At 47.5% G+C, this 18,287-nt stretch carries 20 protein-coding genes and 1 other annotated feature; all 20 genes read right to left on the bottom strand.

Translation table 11 applies throughout. From position 1 onward, the window contains the following. Positions 1–133 precede the first annotated feature (133 nt). The 20 genes from QD47_RS08300 to radC all read right to left on the bottom strand — a co-directional run bounded on the left by QD47_RS08300 (position 134) and on the right by radC (position 18,274). Complete coding sequence (locus tag QD47_RS08300) at positions 134–1,738, bottom strand: LysM peptidoglycan-binding domain-containing protein (protein WP_044645683.1); 1,605 nt, start codon at positions 1,736–1,738, stop codon at positions 134–136. A 161-nt stretch (positions 1,739–1,899) separates the two neighbouring features. Then, complete coding sequence (ilvE, locus tag QD47_RS08295; protein WP_044645682.1) at positions 1,900–2,784, bottom strand: branched-chain-amino-acid transaminase; 885 nt, start codon at positions 2,782–2,784, stop codon at positions 1,900–1,902. Positions 2,785–2,802: 18 nt separating this feature from the next. Continuing rightward, positions 2,803–3,702, bottom strand: a complete 900-nt coding sequence (gene pheA, locus QD47_RS08290) for a prephenate dehydratase (protein WP_044645681.1) — start codon at positions 3,700–3,702, stop codon at positions 2,803–2,805. Then, positions 3,699–4,667 (bottom strand): homoserine kinase, encoded by a 969-nt coding sequence (gene thrB, locus QD47_RS08285; protein ID WP_044645680.1) that lies wholly within the window; start codon positions 4,665–4,667, stop codon positions 3,699–3,701. The genes pheA and thrB overlap by 4 nt, the downstream gene beginning before the upstream one ends. Before the next feature lie 28 nt (positions 4,668–4,695). Further along, on the bottom strand, positions 4,696–5,982 hold the full coding sequence (locus QD47_RS08280) for a homoserine dehydrogenase (protein ID WP_044645679.1): 1,287 nt from the start codon (positions 5,980–5,982) through the stop codon (positions 4,696–4,698). Between the two features lie 44 nt (positions 5,983–6,026). After that, positions 6,027–6,464: an ACT domain-containing protein gene (locus tag QD47_RS08275; protein WP_007431685.1), complete on the bottom strand. Its 438-nt coding sequence runs from the start codon at positions 6,462–6,464 to the stop codon at positions 6,027–6,029. A 158-nt stretch (positions 6,465–6,622) separates the two neighbouring features. After that, complete coding sequence (gene obgE / locus QD47_RS08270; RefSeq protein ID WP_044645678.1) at positions 6,623–7,933, bottom strand: GTPase ObgE; 1,311 nt, start codon at positions 7,931–7,933, stop codon at positions 6,623–6,625. Between the two features lie 13 nt (positions 7,934–7,946). After that, positions 7,947–8,684: a Spo0B domain-containing protein gene (locus QD47_RS08265; RefSeq protein ID WP_044645677.1), complete on the bottom strand. Its 738-nt coding sequence runs from the start codon at positions 8,682–8,684 to the stop codon at positions 7,947–7,949. 147 nt (positions 8,685–8,831) lie between these two features. Beyond that, entirely contained in the window at positions 8,832–9,149 is a 318-nt protein-coding gene (rpmA, locus tag QD47_RS08260) for a 50S ribosomal protein L27 (protein WP_014277581.1), read from the bottom strand. 5 nt (positions 9,150–9,154) lie between these two features. After that, the gene (locus tag QD47_RS08255; RefSeq protein ID WP_044645676.1) at positions 9,155–9,493 is read right to left on the bottom strand and encodes a ribosomal-processing cysteine protease Prp; all 339 of its coding nucleotides are present in this window, start codon (positions 9,491–9,493) and stop codon (positions 9,155–9,157) included. Positions 9,494–9,506: 13 nt separating this feature from the next. Then, positions 9,507–9,818, bottom strand: coding sequence for a 50S ribosomal protein L21 (gene rplU / locus QD47_RS08250; protein WP_014277583.1), 312 nt, complete (start codon positions 9,816–9,818; stop codon positions 9,507–9,509). Between the two features lie 13 nt (positions 9,819–9,831). Beyond that, positions 9,832–9,919, bottom strand: a sequence feature (ribosomal protein L21 leader region). 96 nt (positions 9,920–10,015) lie between these two features. Then, positions 10,016–11,200 (bottom strand): Rne/Rng family ribonuclease, encoded by a 1,185-nt coding sequence (locus tag QD47_RS08245; RefSeq protein WP_044645675.1) that lies wholly within the window; start codon positions 11,198–11,200, stop codon positions 10,016–10,018. A gap of 61 nt (positions 11,201–11,261) precedes the next feature. Continuing rightward, complete coding sequence (locus QD47_RS08240; protein ID WP_044645674.1) at positions 11,262–12,140, bottom strand: M50 family metallopeptidase; 879 nt, start codon at positions 12,138–12,140, stop codon at positions 11,262–11,264. After that, on the bottom strand, positions 12,133–12,978 hold the full coding sequence (locus tag QD47_RS08235) for a M23 family metallopeptidase (protein WP_044645673.1): 846 nt from the start codon (positions 12,976–12,978) through the stop codon (positions 12,133–12,135). Before QD47_RS08235 ends, QD47_RS08240 begins: the two co-directional genes overlap by 8 nt. 509 nt (positions 12,979–13,487) lie before the next feature. Then, positions 13,488–14,285 carry a septum site-determining protein MinD gene (gene minD / locus QD47_RS08230; protein WP_014277587.1) on the bottom strand — a complete coding sequence of 266 codons (798 nt, stop codon included), beginning with the start codon at positions 14,283–14,285 and terminating at the stop codon, positions 13,488–13,490. A 3-nt stretch (positions 14,286–14,288) separates the two neighbouring features. Further along, positions 14,289–14,951: a septum site-determining protein MinC gene (gene minC, locus QD47_RS08225; RefSeq protein ID WP_014277588.1), complete on the bottom strand. Its 663-nt coding sequence runs from the start codon at positions 14,949–14,951 to the stop codon at positions 14,289–14,291. An 82-nt stretch (positions 14,952–15,033) separates the two neighbouring features. After that, a complete protein-coding gene (gene mreD / locus QD47_RS08220; protein WP_044645672.1) occupies positions 15,034–15,564 on the bottom strand; it encodes a rod shape-determining protein MreD in 531 nt (176 codons plus the stop codon). Further along, positions 15,564–16,391, bottom strand: a complete 828-nt coding sequence (gene mreC / locus QD47_RS08215; RefSeq protein WP_327204664.1) for a rod shape-determining protein MreC — start codon at positions 16,389–16,391, stop codon at positions 15,564–15,566. The genes mreD and mreC overlap by 1 nt, the downstream gene beginning before the upstream one ends. A gap of 49 nt (positions 16,392–16,440) precedes the next feature. After that, the gene (locus tag QD47_RS08210; protein WP_044645671.1) at positions 16,441–17,475 is read right to left on the bottom strand and encodes a rod shape-determining protein; all 1,035 of its coding nucleotides are present in this window, start codon (positions 17,473–17,475) and stop codon (positions 16,441–16,443) included. 106 nt (positions 17,476–17,581) lie between these two features. Beyond that, on the bottom strand, positions 17,582–18,274 hold the full coding sequence (gene radC, locus QD47_RS08205) for a RadC family protein (RefSeq protein WP_044645670.1): 693 nt from the start codon (positions 18,272–18,274) through the stop codon (positions 17,582–17,584). Positions 18,275–18,287: the final 13 nt, after the last annotated feature.

Genomic DNA, 18,287 nt, shown 5'->3' with positions numbered 1-18,287 from the left:
CTATGTGTCCACAAATAGGGTCACAGTTCACTGAGGAATAACAGTCTCTCTATTTCATCATTTCACTCTTTTAGGTTAATCATAGGCTGATTTCACCTTCATAAAGGTTACCTCTACTTTTAATTCCCTTTTGTCAGTCCTTAATCCAGGGATTTTTGCGAGAGCGGGAACTACGGGCAGTGGAATGGGAAGCTGTTGCTACCGTCTTGTGGGAATTTTGATTTTTAGCAGTACCATTTTTACCTGAAACCTTGGCTTTGGATGTCTCTTCTTTGGCTGTATTGCCTGAGGTATCTTTCCCCTTGCCTTTACGCACGTTGCTATCTTTATGTTTGGGAGAAGAGTTAACTTCGTTTTGGGATCCAATATTCAGATTTTCGCCATTTCCCTGCGTTCCAGAAAAATCTGGTGCTGACTCCACGTTCCCCTCCCGGCAGCCGCAGTCAGGCAGAAACATATAGGGAGTGGTATACCCCTCTAATGGATTCACAGGTGCATTCTCATGGGCGAACGGATGATGCGGGAGATTCGCGGATTGTTGCCCTTGTAACTGGCTATAGTCCGATACATACCCGCCCATAGGCAAGCTGTGATGGGGGGCCCATTCATGGCCCCACTGACTGCCTTGGACTGCACTCTCAGGATGTTGCGGGTAACCTTGATGGATAAATGGAGGATAGACAGGATAGGATGTATTCTCAGCCGCTTCATAGCTTGGATGATACCCCGGGCACATGCAGTCCGGATAGACAGGATATGGTGTCGGTTGAACATTTATAGGCGCTGTTTGTACAGCTCCCCAACTCCATGGGTGCTCACAGTCTTGCTGATATCCCTGGTTGGGGGCTACCGAAGGAGCCCATTGCTCTACAAAGGAAGTATTTACTGGCGCATTCCCCCATGGCTGGGCAACCCCGATGCCTGGGTACCATGAGTTTGGTCCCGTATTTGTTGGTGAGATGTAATCATGCGTTGGCTGCTGCATCGGCCATTGGGAATTTGTCGCTGGCTCCGAGTTCGTGCAACCGCAAAATTTCTCAGTTACAGGTTTCAGTTCAACATTTGCAGGCAGCTGCGGTTTTGGTTGAACTGGTTGCAAAGCTATAGGTTGAGGAGGAGCAGGGTTTACGGGCGCCATCGGAATTTCGGGCAGTTTCAATTCAGGCAGCTTGGGAACGTTCACTATTTCCTTAGGCTGGTTCACCTGCTCTTTAGGGATAGGTGTGTTGTCTGGCTTGGGCTGAGTTAGCTCCGCTTTAGGTTGAGTCTGTTCCGCCTTGGTCTGAGGTAGGTTTTCGTTTTCATTATTTGCAATTGGTGCTGGTGACTCTGATTCAGGCTGTGTTAGCTCTTGTTTGACACCTGTGTTCTTCTTTTGATCCGAAGCAGGACTGTTCGCCTCGCCTTTGTATTGAGGAATATTGACGGTTTCCCCGACCAGTAGAGCGTTCGGGTTTTTAAGTTGGGAATTGGCATCAATAATTAGCTTGAGCGGGACTCCCCATGCCTTGGACAACTTCCACAATGAATCACCCTGCTTGACTTTGTGCTGATAAACCGTGGATGGCTGTTCTTGCATCGCAACAGGGTCTGCCGGAATTTTGATTTTCTCGCCGATACTTAACTGATTCGGGTCAGCCAATTGGGGATTGGCCGCAATAACTTTTTCCAGTGACACATTATATTTCTGGGCAAGCAAATACAGTGTGTCGCCTTTCTTGACGATGTGTATTTTCACAGGTCACAAACCTCCTAGACATTCGTTCGGGCAGGATAGGTAAACGCCCGGCTTCTGTTATTACATCCTATGCACTTCCCGGGCGAATGACCCCATACAAACAAAAAAATCCTCTCAACCGAATCCCCTTGCGGGCATCCAGTCAAAAGGATTCACTATTTTTAGTCCTGCCACACTTTATAGCCGTCTTGATCCACGACCTTGCGGAACTCGGCCAGTAGCTCCAAAGTCACCGGACCCGCAACTCCAGAACCAATCGTACGACCATCTACTTCATAAGCAGCAATAACTTCTGCTGCAGTTCCCGTAAAGAACACCTCATCAGCGACATACACATCATGCAGCGTAAAAGGCTGTTCCTTGAGCGCATAACCAAGCTCGGCGCACAAGTCGATAATAGCATTGCGCGTGATACCCTCAAGCGCTCCCAGATAGCAAGGCGGCGTATACAACACTCCGTTTTTGACGATAAAAATGTTGTCCGCGGAACCTTCCGTCACATAGCCTTGGGAATTTAGCATAATAGCCTCGCCCACACCAGCATAGTTAGACTGGATTTTCACCAGGATGTTGTTGAGGTAATTCAACGATTTGATTTTCGGATTTAAAGCATCTGGAATGTTGCGACGCTGAGAGACGGAAATCGTCTTAAGCCCGGTCAGATAAGCTTCCTCGGGGTAGATGGCGAGTTGCTCCACGATAATGATAATACTTGCTTTCGGACAGCGAAGAGGATCAAGCCCAAGATTTCCAGCACCACGCGATACAACCAGACGAATGTATCCATTACGCATCTCGTTAAGACGGATCGTTTCCGCCATCGCTTCCAGCATTTCATCAGGAGACAGCGGAATGTTTAACTGAATTGATTTTGCAGAATCGTACAGACGGTCCAAGTGCTCTTTGCATTTGAAAATATTACCATTGTAAATGCGAATGCCTTCAAATATCCCGTCCCCGTACAAAAACCCATGATCATATACCGAAACCTTTGCATTTTCCTTAGTTACATGCTGTCCATCTAGATAAATCCATTGCTCTGCCATTAAGAACTGCACCTCCGATTATTGTTCTTCTAAAATAGGTTCGATCGCTGCTTCAACATACTTGTAGCTTGGATAGGAACCAAGGATACGCACATGACATCCCAAAGCCTCAATCTCTGCAAATGCTGCGGGAAGCAGGATGGAATCCAGAGATTCCAAAATTTCAATGTAAAAATAGTAGTTCCCCAGTTGCTTTTTAGTCGGGCGCGATTCAATCCGTGACAGATTCAACCTGCGCCACGCAAATGCAGATAATACCTGATGCAACGCCCCTGGAAAATCCTGCGGTGGTGTCACCAAAATACTGGTCCGTTGACCTTCAGGTTTACGCGGGAGGCTGATAGGCTGATGGCCGATCAGGACAAAGCGGGTAAAGTTATTATCGTGATCGGTCACCTTGCTGGCCAAAATATCCAGTCCGTGCTTGGAAGCCGCAAGCTTGGTTCCCAAAGCAGTCCAGCCCTTGCCCGGGTTATGTTTAACAATTTCGACGGCTTCCGCCGTACTTCCTGCACTCTCCAGCTCAGCCTGAGCAGCCGTAGTCTGTATGAACTCCTTACACTGGGGAAGCGCCACGGGATGAGACATAATTTTGACCACTTTGCTTAAATCCAGCTCGCCCCGGTCATTGGTAAATTCACTGCGATATCCAATGAGGTTTTGAATAGAAGGGTACACCCATTCCGCCTGCATCTGAATGTCCACCTCATGTACAACCCAATCCATATGCAGACTTACAGAGCCATCAATTGTATTCTCAATCGGAATTACACTGTAGTCAGCCTTTCCCTTGTCCACAGCCTGAAATACCTCTGCTATATACTTATAAAACAGCAATTCATAGGGCGTATCCCCTATCAAATAACGAATCGCTTCATGGGAAACGGTCCCCTCCGGAAGAAGTGCAATTCGTTTCATATCGTAACTTCTCCTTTAATCATGTCCATAAAAGAAATCTCTTTCTTATCAGTATATACTTTAACGCCTTCGCTCTCTGGGCGCAATTTTAAAACAGATGCAGTGATTCCTTCCTTGCTCATCGTTTCGGTTAAATACTGTTCCAGTTCCGCTCTCCGGTTTTCCCGGCGATCCGCCAATGCCAGCAATGTCGGTCCAGCTCCGCTGAGAGCCACCCCCAAAGCACCATAATGATGCGCTTCCTGCAAAATCTCCGTCATACCCGGTACAAGCGCCGCCCGATAAGGCTGGTGAAGCCGATCCTGCATCGCCTCGGCGATCAAATCGGTTCGGCCTGATGCCAATGCCGCTACGAGCATCGAAGCATGGCTCACATTGTATACGGCATCTTTCAAGGATACATGCGCGGGTAGAACCTCTCTGGCCTTGGAGGTAGACAATTGGAAATCTGGAATGACTACCAAAACCTCCAGATTTGCATCCGGCTCAAGCCGTAAATGCTTGGCATGTTTGCCATCCCACATCGCTGTAATAATGCCGCCAAACAAGGAGGCTCCCACATTGTCAGGATGCTTTTCAATAGCACTTGCCATGTCAAACAGCTTGGAATCTGACAGAGGTGAGCCGATCAGCGTATTTGCACCTACAAGCGCACCCACAATCGCTGAAGCACTACTGCCTAAACCACGGGTAAGTGGAATATCCGAATACATCGAAATATCCAGCTCAGGAACTGGTACTCCAGCCTCCTGAAAAACCATTTGTGCTACTTTATAAATCAGATTCGTTTTATCCCGGGGAATGCCGTTCATTTCGTCCCCGTATAAATGGAAAGCCGTCTGTCCGGCTTCTTTCAATTCAACCCATGCATACAAGGACAACGCCATGCCCAGTGTATCAAAACCGGGGCCTAGATTGGCGGTACTTGCAGGCACACGCACTCTTGCTGTTTTTAAAACAGTCATACAAACAATTCCTCCTGCTTTTTTTGAACTATCCCTCTACCCGATACACACTCTTGATACGGCGAATGACATTCAGAGATTCAAAATGCTCCAGAACCTTTTTCATACTCGCCTTACTAGCCAAATGGGTAACGATAATAATTTCAGCATCTGGATTGACCTCATTTGGCTGCTGCACCACAGATGCCAGACTGACGTCGAATTCAGCAAATACCTGTGTGATCTGCGCCAATACTCCAGCCTTATCATCTACATGCAGAAGTACGAAGTTTTTGAAATACACGTCCTCGTCACTGCTGATTTTTTTAGGGTTATAAGGTACGATGGCCTTAAGCCCATTCACGCCGAGCTTGAGGTTCTTCACTACAGCCACCAGATCGGCCACAACCGATGTAGCTGTTGGCATTTCTCCTGCACCCGCACCGTAGAACATGGTTTCACCCACGGCTTCACCGTGTACATAAACTGCGTTGAATACCCCGTTCACCGAGGCCAAAGGATGCTGTTTGCGTACCATCGTCGGCTGAACATTGATCGTAAATTCATCACCCTGACGCTCCGCAATGCCAAGCAGCTTCATTTCATAGCCCAGTGTTTTGGCAAAAGCGATATCTTCACTGGATACCTTTGTAATACCAGTAACGCTTACGTCTTTAAGCTCTACATCCGTACGGAAGCCGAGCGTACCGAGTATAGCCATTTTACGGGCAGCATCCAGTCCCTCCACGTCTGAAGTCGGATCAGATTCCGCGTATCCAAGCTCCTGCGCTTCCTTGAGAACTTCCTCGTAAGAAACCCCCTCCTGGCTCATTTTGGTTAAAATGAAATTGGTTGTACCGTTCACAATCCCCATAATACGAGTAATGCGATCGGAGGAGAAGCCTTCAATCAGCGTCCGAATAATCGGAATACCGCCCGCTACACTTGCTTCATAAAAAATATCACACTGCTTTTCCTGCGCCTTCGCCAGTACTTCAGAGCCGTGAAGAGCCATTAAGTCCTTGTTCGCTGTTACGATATGCTTGCCGCGCTCCAGCGCTTCCAGAATGTACTTCTTCGTCTGATCCACGCCACCCATGACTTCGATAATAACATCAATCTCTGGATCACGGATGACCTCCCACGGGTCCTCTGTAAGTTTGGCGGGATCGACTTCAATGGAACGATATTTCTCTATATTTTTAACAGCTATTTTTTCAATAATGATCGGCGAACCGACTTGTCTGCTCAAATCTTCCTGATTTCCTTCCACGATTCGAACGACTCCCGTTCCTACCGTTCCTAACCCTAACAATCCTACTTTGACCGGTTTCATCCATTCCCCTCCTGCTAACTTATATCTGATGAGCTTTATAGCTCTTAACCTTGCCCGATCAGGCGAACGCGCTTCACACCGGAGATGGTTTCCAGGCCCTCCAGCAGAACCCCTAGCTCTTCACTGAGTCTGGACATTTCTACCGAAATGACTACATTGGCTCTGCCTTGCAGCGGGATGCTCTGCTGGATCGTCAGCACATTGCCTCCGTAATCTGCCACCCTGCCGAGAACTCTGGACAGCATGCCGGATTGATGCTCCAAATCAATGGAGATATTGACAATTCGCTCACGCTCCAGTTGGTTGACCAAATGAATGCCATCCTTATATTTATAAAAGGCGCTTCGACTTAGCCCGACTTGCTCCACGGCGTCATGCACGGTTTTAACATCTCCCGAAGCAAGCAGCAGCTTGACCTGGATCGTCTTAACGATAGCTTCAGGCAAAATATCTTCCCGTACTAAGTAATAGCGCTCTTTCACGAACGTCCTCTCCTCAAAGACTTATGTTTTTGTATAGAGGACATTATATCGAAACTCCTGACAATCGGCAAGCTAACGGTACAAAAAAACGGCTACTGCCGTCTATAGGGTTTCCTATAGCGTAGTAACCGTCCATACTTCAAACAAGTATTTCATCTTTAATAATAGCTGCTGCCTTCCACGAATTCAAACTCGAAATCGGCAATGCGTACAGGCGTTCCATCAACGGCACCACGCTTGCGCAGCTCAGCATCCACACCCATGTGGCGCAATGTTCTTGCTAACTTTAAAATCGCATCGTGCGAATTAAGCTGCATACGCTTCATCATGCGCTCAATTTTGACACTGTGCACCACGAATGTATCGTTTTCACGTACAATGGTGAAACCTTCATCCTCTGCCTTATCCAGCTTAAACACCTTACGTTCATTCACTTCCGCTACTTCCTCAACAACTGGCTCGTCCGGTATTTGATCCAACAGATCAGCAGCCCGATAGAGCAGTTCCTTTACGCCTTGGCGTGTCAACGAGGAAATGGGCATAATTTCGAGATCTGGACGAACTGAAGCAATTTGCTCCTTGAATTGAGCCAGATTTTCTTCCGATTCCGGCATATCCATTTTATTCGCCGCCACAATTTGTGGACGCTCGGCTAATGCCGCGTTATATTGCTTTAATTCGTCGTTGATTTTAGTCCAATCCTCAAACGGATCACGACCCTCGGAGCCCGCCATATCCACGACGTGGATAATGATATGTGTCCGTTCAATGTGCCGCAAGAATTCATGTCCCAGTCCTATGCCTTCATGAGCTCCCTCAATCAATCCAGGCAGATCAGCCATAACAAAGTTGCGATGGTCGCCTACATCCACAACCCCCAAATTCGGGGTAATCGTTGTAAAGTGGTACGCGCCAATCTTTGGTTTTGCAGAGGAGACAACTGACAGTAATGTAGATTTCCCTACGCTAGGAAAACCAACCAGGCCTACGTCAGCCATTACTTTAAGCTCAAGGGTAATATAACGTTCCTGTCCCTCTCCGCCGTTCTCAGCCAGCTCAGGCGCTGGATTGTTTGGTGTGGCAAAACGGATATTTCCGCGCCCCCCACGTCCACCTTTGGCCACGATGACCTGCTGACCATGACGTGTCATATCTGCCACTACTTCACCCGTATCATCATCCATGATGACTGTACCCGGAGGTATGCGTACGATCATATGATCCGCATTGGCTCCATGTTGGCTTTTGTTGCGGCCTTTTTCTCCACGTTTAGCTTTAAAATGCCGCTGGTACCGAAAATCCATTAAGGTACGCAAGCCTTCATCGACGCGGAAAATCACGTCTCCACCGTTACCCCCGTCACCACCACCAGGGCCGCCTTCAGGAACGTATTTCTCACGGCGAAACGCAATCAGCCCGTCTCCACCGTCGCCGCCCTTAACAAAAATCTTCGCTTTATCTACAAACATGGTTACACCTTCCTTATGTCTGACACTGCATCCGAATTTGAAGCATTTCTCCCGTAGGAAGCTTCTCTGTTCGAATGCGTTCACTTCCGTGTCCGGATCTGACCTGCTTTAACAAATTCAATTCAGCAGGTACGTCACTGCCTTCAAACCGGACGATAACATCATTCTGATCCATACCGAAATAAAGTGTTAATCTGCGCACTTCTCCCCAGGACGACCGGCCCCCGCCATATTGATACGCACGTACCGTTTCTATGACGGCCGAGGCAAGCGACTCGCCGTCTTCGGGAGACATGACAGCGTCCAACTTTAAGTGCTCCTCAACCTGAACCGACAACTGTAAATTTCCGGCGTTCACGCGAAAAGACTGCAAATAAAACACCAGCGAGGGAATACCCAGCTTGGATATTTTACTGTCCTCTGCTACGCGCCCTTTTATTGTTTCCACATAAGCAGCCGATTTATCATGCTTATTCATACGAATATAGCCATAAAGCACCTGCAAGTCATTCATCCAGTCATGCCGGTGATGATTGAGAGCTGCGATAGCTGTACGCTCCAAAGAACGTAAAGCAGCTTTCCGCTCAGCTTCAACCTGTCTCTGTATATGCCACATGCTAAAACAGACGGCAATAACAGACCACACGGCTAATATGATAATCGTTAGTGCTGCAGGATAGAGCAGTGAAAAAACCAAAGGAATCAGAATGGAACCCAACGCCAGATGAGGCGCTCTTATCCGCTGGAACATAGCTTCTCTCCGTTCTGCGATAATTAAAATGGATTAATAAAGAACCTTAATCCAGTATAGCACAGACTGACTTTCCAGTTCATTACCATCATACAAAAAAGCCTCCGACAAAATTGCCGGAGGCTTTTCAGCGTGTCTAAGCCGCTATTAAGCTTCTACAGTAGCTGCTACTGGAGCAACGTCGATCGGGTAGATGCTCACCTTTTTGCGATCACGGCCCCAACGTTCGAACTTCACAACGCCGTCCACTTTCGCGAACAGAGTGTCGTCCTTACCGATGCCCACGTTCGTGCCCGGGTGAATTTTCGTTCCGCGTTGACGAACCAGGATGCTACCACCGGTAACTGCTTGACCGTCAGCACGTTTCACGCCAAGACGTTTCGATTGACTGTCACGTCCGTTTTTTGTGGAACCTACACCTTTTTTCGATGCGAATAATTGAAGATCCAATGTCAATTTCAACATGATGTCTACCTCCTTCTTTGTTTATTTTCTATTTGAATATACTTACCGTATGATTCAGCAATGCTTGTCAGCATGATTACCATGGATTCCAGCAACAGTTGTACCTGTGCGTTCGTCTCATGATGAATTCCAGGGGGAAGATACGCGCTCAAAAAGCCGTTTTCCATTTCCGATTCCATATCAACGTTTGTAAGAGCTTCAATCGAATTGACCGTCCCTACAGTTACCGCTGATACGCCGGCACATACGATATCCTCGCCAGATTTGGCGTAATTCGCATGACCCTTAATGGAAAATCCCTGTATGCTGCCATCCTCCAGTCGTGTAATACGCACGATAATCACTTATCGCACCCTCTTACGCTTGGATTTTTCCAATCGTCACTTTCGTGTACGGTTGACGATGACCTTGCTTCACATGGTAGTTCTTTTTAGGTTTGTATTTGTATACAATGACCTTTTGGCCTTGACCATGTTTCTCAACTGTAGCTGTTACAGTAGCTCCAGAAAGAAGCGGTGTACCTGTAGTCAAGCCATTGTCGCTAGATACTGCCAGAACACGGTTGAACGTTACAGTTTCACCATCGGTAGCTTCCAACTTCTCGATGAACAATACATCGCCCTCTTGAACTTTGTATTGCTTACCACCTGTTTCAATAATTGCGTACATTTGCTTGCACCTCCTTATGTCTCAGACTCGCCTAATCGCAGGTGACAACTTCCCTGAAGATGCTGTACTTCAGTACCTGATTGGAGCGGTTACAGCATGTGCAGCCAATCTTACGCATGACACATACTAAAAGATTGTAGCATAAGCTTCGTCCACATTCAACCTCTAGTTTAAAATGATTTTGGAAACGCAGTGCCTTATAAAATCGTCTTTTCCTCGCGTACCTTTTTTCGAGTCATCTCCAGAAGTCCTAGCCGTGTCCAGCCCACGACATATGATTTGGTTCGGTCCTTTTTCAGCCTAGACTCCAGCACAGAGGACACTTCACGTCGGTTCTCCTCTTGTTCCATGTCAATAAAATCAATGATGATAATGCCCCCGATATCACGCACACGCACCAGTCGGGCAATCTCTTCAGCCGCTTCGATGTTAGTCCGGGTCACCGTCTCTTCCAGATTGCTGCCCCCCGTAAATTTCCCTGTGTTCACATCAATGACAGTCAGTGCCTCTGTATGGTCGATGATGATATATCCGCCGCCCTGAAGCCATACTTTTCGCGCAAAATCACGTTCCAGTTGCTCATGGATGCCATAGGCTTTAAATATGGTCTCTTCTGCACCACGAAATATGCGCACATGAGCTTTCTCCGGACTGATTTGACGTAGTAATATTTCCGCTTCCTTTGCCTGTTCCTCACTGTCAATAATCAGCTCATCCTGCTCCGGTGTAAACACATCCCGAATCAAACGCTGGACGATGCTCAAATCCCGGTGCAGCTCACATGGAGCCGAGTGTTCAGCAGCTTTACGCTGAATGGCTTTCCATTGCTGACGCAACTGGTTCAGGTCATTTTCAATCGCTTCTCTGCTCATTTCCTCCGAAACCGTACGGATAATGACTCCTTCTTCACCTGTTCGAAGCTGCTCTCCCATCGCTTTCAGACGAGCCCGTTCTCCCTCACGCTCGATCTTTTTGGATACAGCCACATAATCGGCGCGAGGCATGTACACAATCCAGCGACCTGGAAGTGAAAAATGAGTGGTTACTCTGGCCCCTTTGCTACCCACGGCCTCTTTCAGCACCTGTACTACAATTTCCTGTCCCACCTTCAACAGCTCGGAAATGGACGGCTTCAACTCAGGTTGCTTGTCCAAATGGGCGTGAAGTACGTCATCCACATATAAAAAGGCATTCTTTCGCTGTCCAATGTCAACAAAGGCGGCTTGCATTCCCGGTAGTACATTGACGACCCTGGCTTTGAAAAAGGAACCCAGAATTCCCCGCTTTCGCGGCAATTCAGCTGCATATTCTACCAATCGTCCCTCTTCCAACAGTGCCATTTGAGTCATCTGCTGCTGGCATTGTACGATCATTTGCTTCATGGTTTTTCAACCTCTCTGGATACAGCCTCTTTCCTCAACTCCATAAAAACTTCTAACTTTTCTATTTAGGCTTAGATTTTCCGCCATCCGACGGACGCGCTGCAAAATAAGAGCGAATAAGGCGTTGCTCTGGCAATACGGCTACAATCCGTCCCTGCTCATTCATGACATAAACCATATGGTACCGGTCCCTTTTGAAAAGACGCAAAACAGGCTCCAAATGTTTCATAGGCAAGGATACAATTGGCAAGGCAATACTTCCCTTGGCAGCCTCGCGGTAAAAGAGCTCGTCCCTTCCCAGCAAAAAACGTATAAAACGATAGGGGATATTACGATAATCCACAATATTAGAATAAAGCAAAAAAATCCCTACCGCCAGCAGATTTAAATGCACAGGTCCACTTTGCCTTAATAACGGCGAAATACCATAGATACAAAATAGCAGGCTGGTCATGATGCTGGCTCGAAAAGTCCAAACTAGAGTACGGTGATACGGGATGGATAAACTCATCAGCGCCTGCATTATTTTTCCGCCGTCCAGTGGTAAAATCGGGAGCAGATTGAACAGTGCAATGACGGCATTTCCCTGAATCATATAATTTATATATTCATGCTCCCCCCCGCTCACATTTCTAAGCAATAGAAGGATGACAATCATAATTCCGTTTTGCAGAGGGCCAGCTAACGCAATGACAATCTCCTTCCACACGTTGAGCTTCCCCTGGTCGTCAATGACGGCCACCCCTCCAAAGGGTAGCATCTGTATGGTCAGTACTCGCGCGCCCAACAACGTGGCTGCTGTTGCGTGCCCCAGTTCATGAATGAACACCAGCGTAAACAAAGTCATGATCTCGATAAAATGTCCTGTCAACACAGAGGTTAGCATCACCAGTACGAACAGTGGATGCAGAGACAAAGTCACGCCCCGGACATTAATCAAGGGCTACCACTTCCGCCGGATCAATATACTGATCTCCTCTCTGCACCGCAAAAAACAGAGTCGCCGCCTCACTGCCACTATGGCCTGCTGGCAGCACACCGACCTCGTCCCCCTCCTGGACCCAATCATTCACCTTTAAGGTAGAGCGGAATAGACGTCCGTACGTTACCGTAATACCGCCAGTGTGACGAATCGTAATTGTAATTCCACTTTCCGGGTGATTAAATATGTCCAGCACACGTCCCGCATCTATACTTTTGACAGCGATTGCCCCATTACCAGCAGCATTGGGTGCAATTTCCACTCCTTTGAGACTTAGCGCAAATGGCTGTGTTATATTCCCTTGAATTGGCGGAGAGCCTTTGCGGACTGCGTTCACCTTGTGTGTTTCAGGTTCCTCTCCAAAGATCGGTAAAAAGGACGGGGCCCCATCAAAATAAGTTTCATACCATTGTCCGGCGGCTGCAAAATCCATATCCTTATTTAAGGCATCCGCGATAAACATTCTCAAATTGACGGCATAGGGAACATCCCAGCGAAATAATCCCCACACCAACCCAAATAGCATTGTAGCGAACACAGACCTGCGCCAAAAAGAAACCCAAAAAGACGGACGCCGGTTCTCCCCAAAAGATTGCTGCCAGCGTTGTCGTTCATTTTTCCATTCGGTTTCCGGGTCTCTGGGCCGGTTGGTACTGACTGCTGGCATCGGCTTCATTTCCTTGTTCCTGTACCTGTCCTGATTCATGCCTGAGGAATACTCTTCCGCTTTGTTTCTCGCGATCAGCTGCTGTATGCGTTCTTCTCTGCGCTGCTTGATTCCGGAGTTTTTATTCATCCTGTTCCAGCCCCCCAGCGAGGTATGTTTGGTACATCTTATGAGGACGGGCTTCAACTTATGTTGTCCGGTTCAGGATTACGTATCTGAAAATGAAAAAATCCGACGCAAGCGCACCGGATGGTCTGTATATATGGCGGTTATGTAGTGAGTCTGAAATTAAGATTCAGGATTTATAGAAGTTTAAAAAGACAAACCAAAAACACTTAAATAAGTTTATTACTTATTTAAGTGTTCGTTATTAAGATGAAAGGACTACGCGGCTTAAGAAAGCCTGTAATTCTTCGTACGTATCTTTCCTCTACATCCATACTCTTACTTAAAACAGTGTAGGAATTTTGCAGGCAGTAGCGAAGCGGGTGATTTGAATCTGAAGAAGCGAAGCGTTCGCCTTTGCCATGGGATTCTTACCACTAAATGTTTTACAAATAAAAGAATCCCGTGGCAACAGCGATCGTAAGATCAAATCACACGCGGAGCCGTCTCCCAGCCATAATCCACTGTTTTCTTCATCCACCCATACCAAAAAATTTCTTAAACCGAGTCATCACGCTTTTCTTCTGATCCAGCTGCATGAGCGGCACTGTGTCACCCAAAATCCGTCTAGCAATGTTACGGTAGGCAATCGCTGCCTGTGAATCCGGATTCATGACGGTAGGCTCTCCTGTATTGGCTGACTTGATCACCATTTCATCATCCGGCACAATCCCAATGAGGTCTATGCTAAGCACTTGTAAAATGCCGTCAATATCCAGCATATCCCCGGATTTGACCATACTGTTACGGATACGGTTAACCACCAGTTTTGGTGAGATCACATGTGAGCTTTCCAGCAATCCGATAACCCGGTCAGCATCACGCACAGCAGCGTTTTCCGGTGTCGTTACGACAATGGCCTGATCCGCTCCGGCAATAGCATTTTTGAAGCCTTGCTCAATACCCGCAGGACAATCAATCAATATATACTCAAAATCCTTTTTAAGCTCCAAAATAATATCCTTAACCTGCTCCGGCGTTACGGCACTCTTGTCCTTGGTTTGAGCAGCAGGCAGCATATACAGCTCCTCAAAGCGCTTATCCTTGACCAGAGCCTGATTTAAACGGCAACGACCTTCCGCTACATCGACCAGATCATAAATAATCCGGTTCTCCAGACCCATAACAACATCCAGATTACGCAAGCCGATATCCGTATCCACCAAGCACACCTTTTTGCCGAGCAGTGCCAGCGCTGTTCCTATATTGGCTGACGTCGTCGTTTTGCCGACGCCGCCTTTTCCTGAAGTGACGACGATAGCCTCTCCCATGTGCTACACCCCTTTGAACACGTTAAAATCGCGGCCCAGACGCACAATATTACTCATTTTATCTATTTGCATGGCGCCGTCCTTGAGATACGCAAATTCCATTCCGGATTCACGCGTCTCCCATTCATCGGGCGGACGACTGATCATTTCGGAAATTCGCAGCTGTGTTGGTGCAAAATAGGAGGCCGCGATAATTGCCTCGCCATTTCCCTCCATCCCCGCATGCGCCATACCTCGCAGGGCACCGAGGACATAGATATCACCAGTACACGTTATAATTCCACCGGGGTTCACATCTCCCAAAAAGAGCAAATTCCCGTTATGATGAAGCACCTGGCCTGAACGGATAATCCCTGTCACGGTGTGAATGGGAGCTTTTCCCTGCACCTCCGAAGGCAGTCCGGGCGATTCGACGGACCGTATGAGCAGATTCCCCTTCTGTCTCAAAATCTCCAGAATGCTTTCCTTCTGTTCCTCCGTCACTTCCCGGCTTCCCAGCTTAATGTCTACATGAATAATCGGGCCGGTTAAAATATTTTGATGACTGTGCTCCAGCTTGAAACGCAGCTCACCCAGCAAATCCTCAAACTCGCATTGATCGTCCAGAAGGAATACCAGGCCGTCTTTGATGCCTTTAATCGTGACATGATTCGATTTTACCGCCATTAGCCTGTCCCTCCTATCTCAATCATTTCGTCCCCGGAACGTGAAATCCCTGCTAACCCGGACAAAATGTGTGTAAAAAGACCTAGACTTTCTCTTCCTTTTTCACACGGATATCCAAACGCTGCAATTGCTTGCGAACTGGGACGTAAATGATGAGGGCGAACAGAAAATGGATAAATAAATCAGGGATCATATATTGAGCCAACGCCCAGTCGAAAGTCTGATGGTTCAACTGGAACAGATGATCAATGGCAAAAAGCATCGAATCCAGCAGAAAACTGCCGAGCAGCACAGCTCCCATCATAATAGGCATCGGCGCACGTCGAGCTGTAAATACCAGCCCCAGCAAATAAGCCGACAATCCCATTGCAAAAGAGTAAGGTCCGATAATAAACCCGTAATACACAACGTCATGAATAAGTCCAAAAACAATACCCAGTACCAATGCCGTATGGCGACTATAATACACGGATACAAACAAAATGACGACATACACGAGATTCGGAACCATTCTTGGATGCCAACTATCCGGAAGAAGCCACGGAAGAATCGTTCCTTCAGCTATAAACAGTACAAACAGCAGCAGTATTAAAACCTGACCGCGTATCTTCATTATTCCGGTACCTCAGGAGTGTAAAGAACGAGCAATTCTTTCCAATCCACGAAGCTGGCTGCGGGTTTGATAATCGCTGTACGTGTTTGTCCGAACTCGCCAACCTGGATTTTTTCTACCGTACCGATCAACAGATTTTTACGGAACTTCCCGCCTGCTCCGGACGTAATGATCTGATCACCTTTTGCGATTGGATCATTTTCCTCAATGCGAGTCATTTGAAATCTGTTCGTAGCCGGATCATAGCTTTCAATCATACCGAACGAATTATTTTCCTTGCCTAGTGCTGTCGCTGCGATAGCATAAGAATTTGGATTTTTAGGGTCTAATGTAGTCAATAGCGTAACCGTAGAAGTGAAGTTCGCTGTGCGACTAATAACCCCTACAAACCCTTCAAGTGATCTGACTTCCTGACCAACCTTGGCCCCGTCCTTTTCACCAATATCAATGACAAGCGTTTTGGAATCATTACTGACGCTATTTACCTGTGCAATACGATAATCATATTGATTTTTGGACTTTTGCGTTTGGGTGAATTTCAGTTCTTGCTCAAGTCTGGCGTTTGTCTCTTTCAAGTTAGAAGTCTGAATCTGCTCAGCGGTTAACTGCGCTACGGCAATTTTCAACCGTTCATTTTCACTATAAATGCTCCGCATATTCCCGATATCTTCAAAGAAGCCCGCTATTGCTGAAGCGGGCCTGTAGAAGATACCTTGCACAAAACCAATTGAATCTCTGGCGAACTTTTCCGGCCAGGTTAAGGAATTTCTCTGTCCAAGTGTGATCCCCATGAGGGCAATAAACAGAACGATTCCGATCAATAGAATAAATAGTCTTTTATTGCCAAACAGCTTAAACAGTTCCTACACCCCCGATTCAACGTCTGGAACGGACGGCGGAACTGCTGCGCGATTTGAACAAATGAATATTTTCCAGCGCTCTGCCTGTGCCGATTGCCACGCAATCCAGAGGATTTTCCGCTACGATAACTGGCATCCCGGTTTCAGCCGCCAACAACTTGTCCAAGTTGCGCAAAAGTGCTCCGCCACCAGTCAATACGATACCTCTGTCCATAATGTCCGCCGCCAGCTCGGGAGGGCATTTTTCCAGTGTCACTTTGACTGCTTCCACAATTGCATTCACTGTATCGGACAACGCTTCACTGATTTCATCCGAAGTAATCGTAATCGTCTTCGGCAAACCTGTTACCAGATCACGTCCACGAATTTCCGACGTCTCCACTTGTTCCAGCGGCATTGCGGACCCGACTTCCATTTTCAACTGTTCTGAAGTCCGCTCACCAATCATCAGATTATATTGACGCTTCACGTATTGGATGATGGACTCGTCCATTTCATCACCAGCCACACGCACGGAACGGCTCGTCACAATCCCGCCCAGAGAAATAACCGCTACCTCGGTTGTACCTCCGCCGATATCGACAACCATACTACCCGTTGGCTCCCATACGGGAAGATCAGCGCCGATTGCAGCTGCAAAGGGCTCCTCAATCGTGTACGCTTCCCGCGCGCCTGCTTGCTTCGTTGCATCTTCAACAGCACGCTGCTCCACCGCAGTAATGCCTGAAGGCACACAAACCATCACGTTCGGATGACGCGGAAACAAAGAACGTTGAGCTTGCGCCTGACGGATAAAATATTTGATCATCGTTGCTGTCGTATCAAAATCCGCAATAACGCCATCCTTCATCGGACGGATCGCACGGATATTCCCCGGTGTACGACCAATCATTTTTTTTGCAGATTCACCAACCGCTTCAATGGTTTTTGTGTCTGTACGTAATGCGACTACAGAAGGTTCACGAACCACAATCCCTTTTCCTCTTACGTATACCAGCGTGTTTGCCGTCCCCAAGTCAATTCCTAAATCTTTTGTAAAGCCACCCAGCATGATGTTAATCTCCTTTTCTCTTCCCTGAAATCTGTTATCCATGTATAAACGGTTTATTCAGGCCGGCCTAGCCGGTCGGATTTAAATGTTTGATTTAAATAGTATATTATATCAGACCTTGTTCCTTCAAACTTACGAAGGTTCCGTCCCCGATCACGATATGATCGAGCACGTCGATGCCCACGATGTTGCCCGCTTCCATCAGGCGACGGGTCAACTGGACATCCTCCGGGCTTGGCTTCGGATCACCGCTCGGATGGTTATGAGCGCAAATAATCGAAGCACTGCTGCATTTGATCGCTGCCCGAAATACTTCACGAGGATGTACGATGGCGGCATTCAGGCTGCCCATGGATAGCGTTTCCTGGGCAATGACATGATTTTTAGTATTCAGGAACAGGCATACAAAATGCTCCTTCTGCAAATAACGAAGCTGCTCAAACAGCAAATCTGCCACGTCCCGTGGGCAACTGATCACCGGGGTCTCCAAATGGCGTGACAATGCCAACCGTCGCCCCAGTTCGATACCCGCTTTGAGCTGTATCGCCTTGGCATTGCCAATGCCTTTAATCTGGGTCAATTCGGTCATACTCATATCCACCAGTTGGCGCAAGTTCCCCGCCTGCTGCAAAATACGCTGCGCTAAATGCACCGATGACTCATTTTGTGTTCCTGTACGCAGTAATATTGCCAGCAACTCCGCGTTGCTCAAAGCATCCGCCCCATATGTCATCATGCGCTCTCTTGGTCGTTCTTCATGAGGGAGGTCGCGAAGCATCAGTGTTGGCGACTCTAACATATGTTTATCCCCT

The sequence above is a fragment of the Paenibacillus terrae genome, from assembly GCF_000943545.1.
In the GTDB taxonomy this organism is placed as follows: Bacteria; Bacillota; Bacilli; order Paenibacillales; family Paenibacillaceae; genus Paenibacillus; species Paenibacillus terrae_A.
Note: the sequence above shows the minus strand (reverse complement) of the source record. Positions and strands in the feature narration are given on the sequence as shown.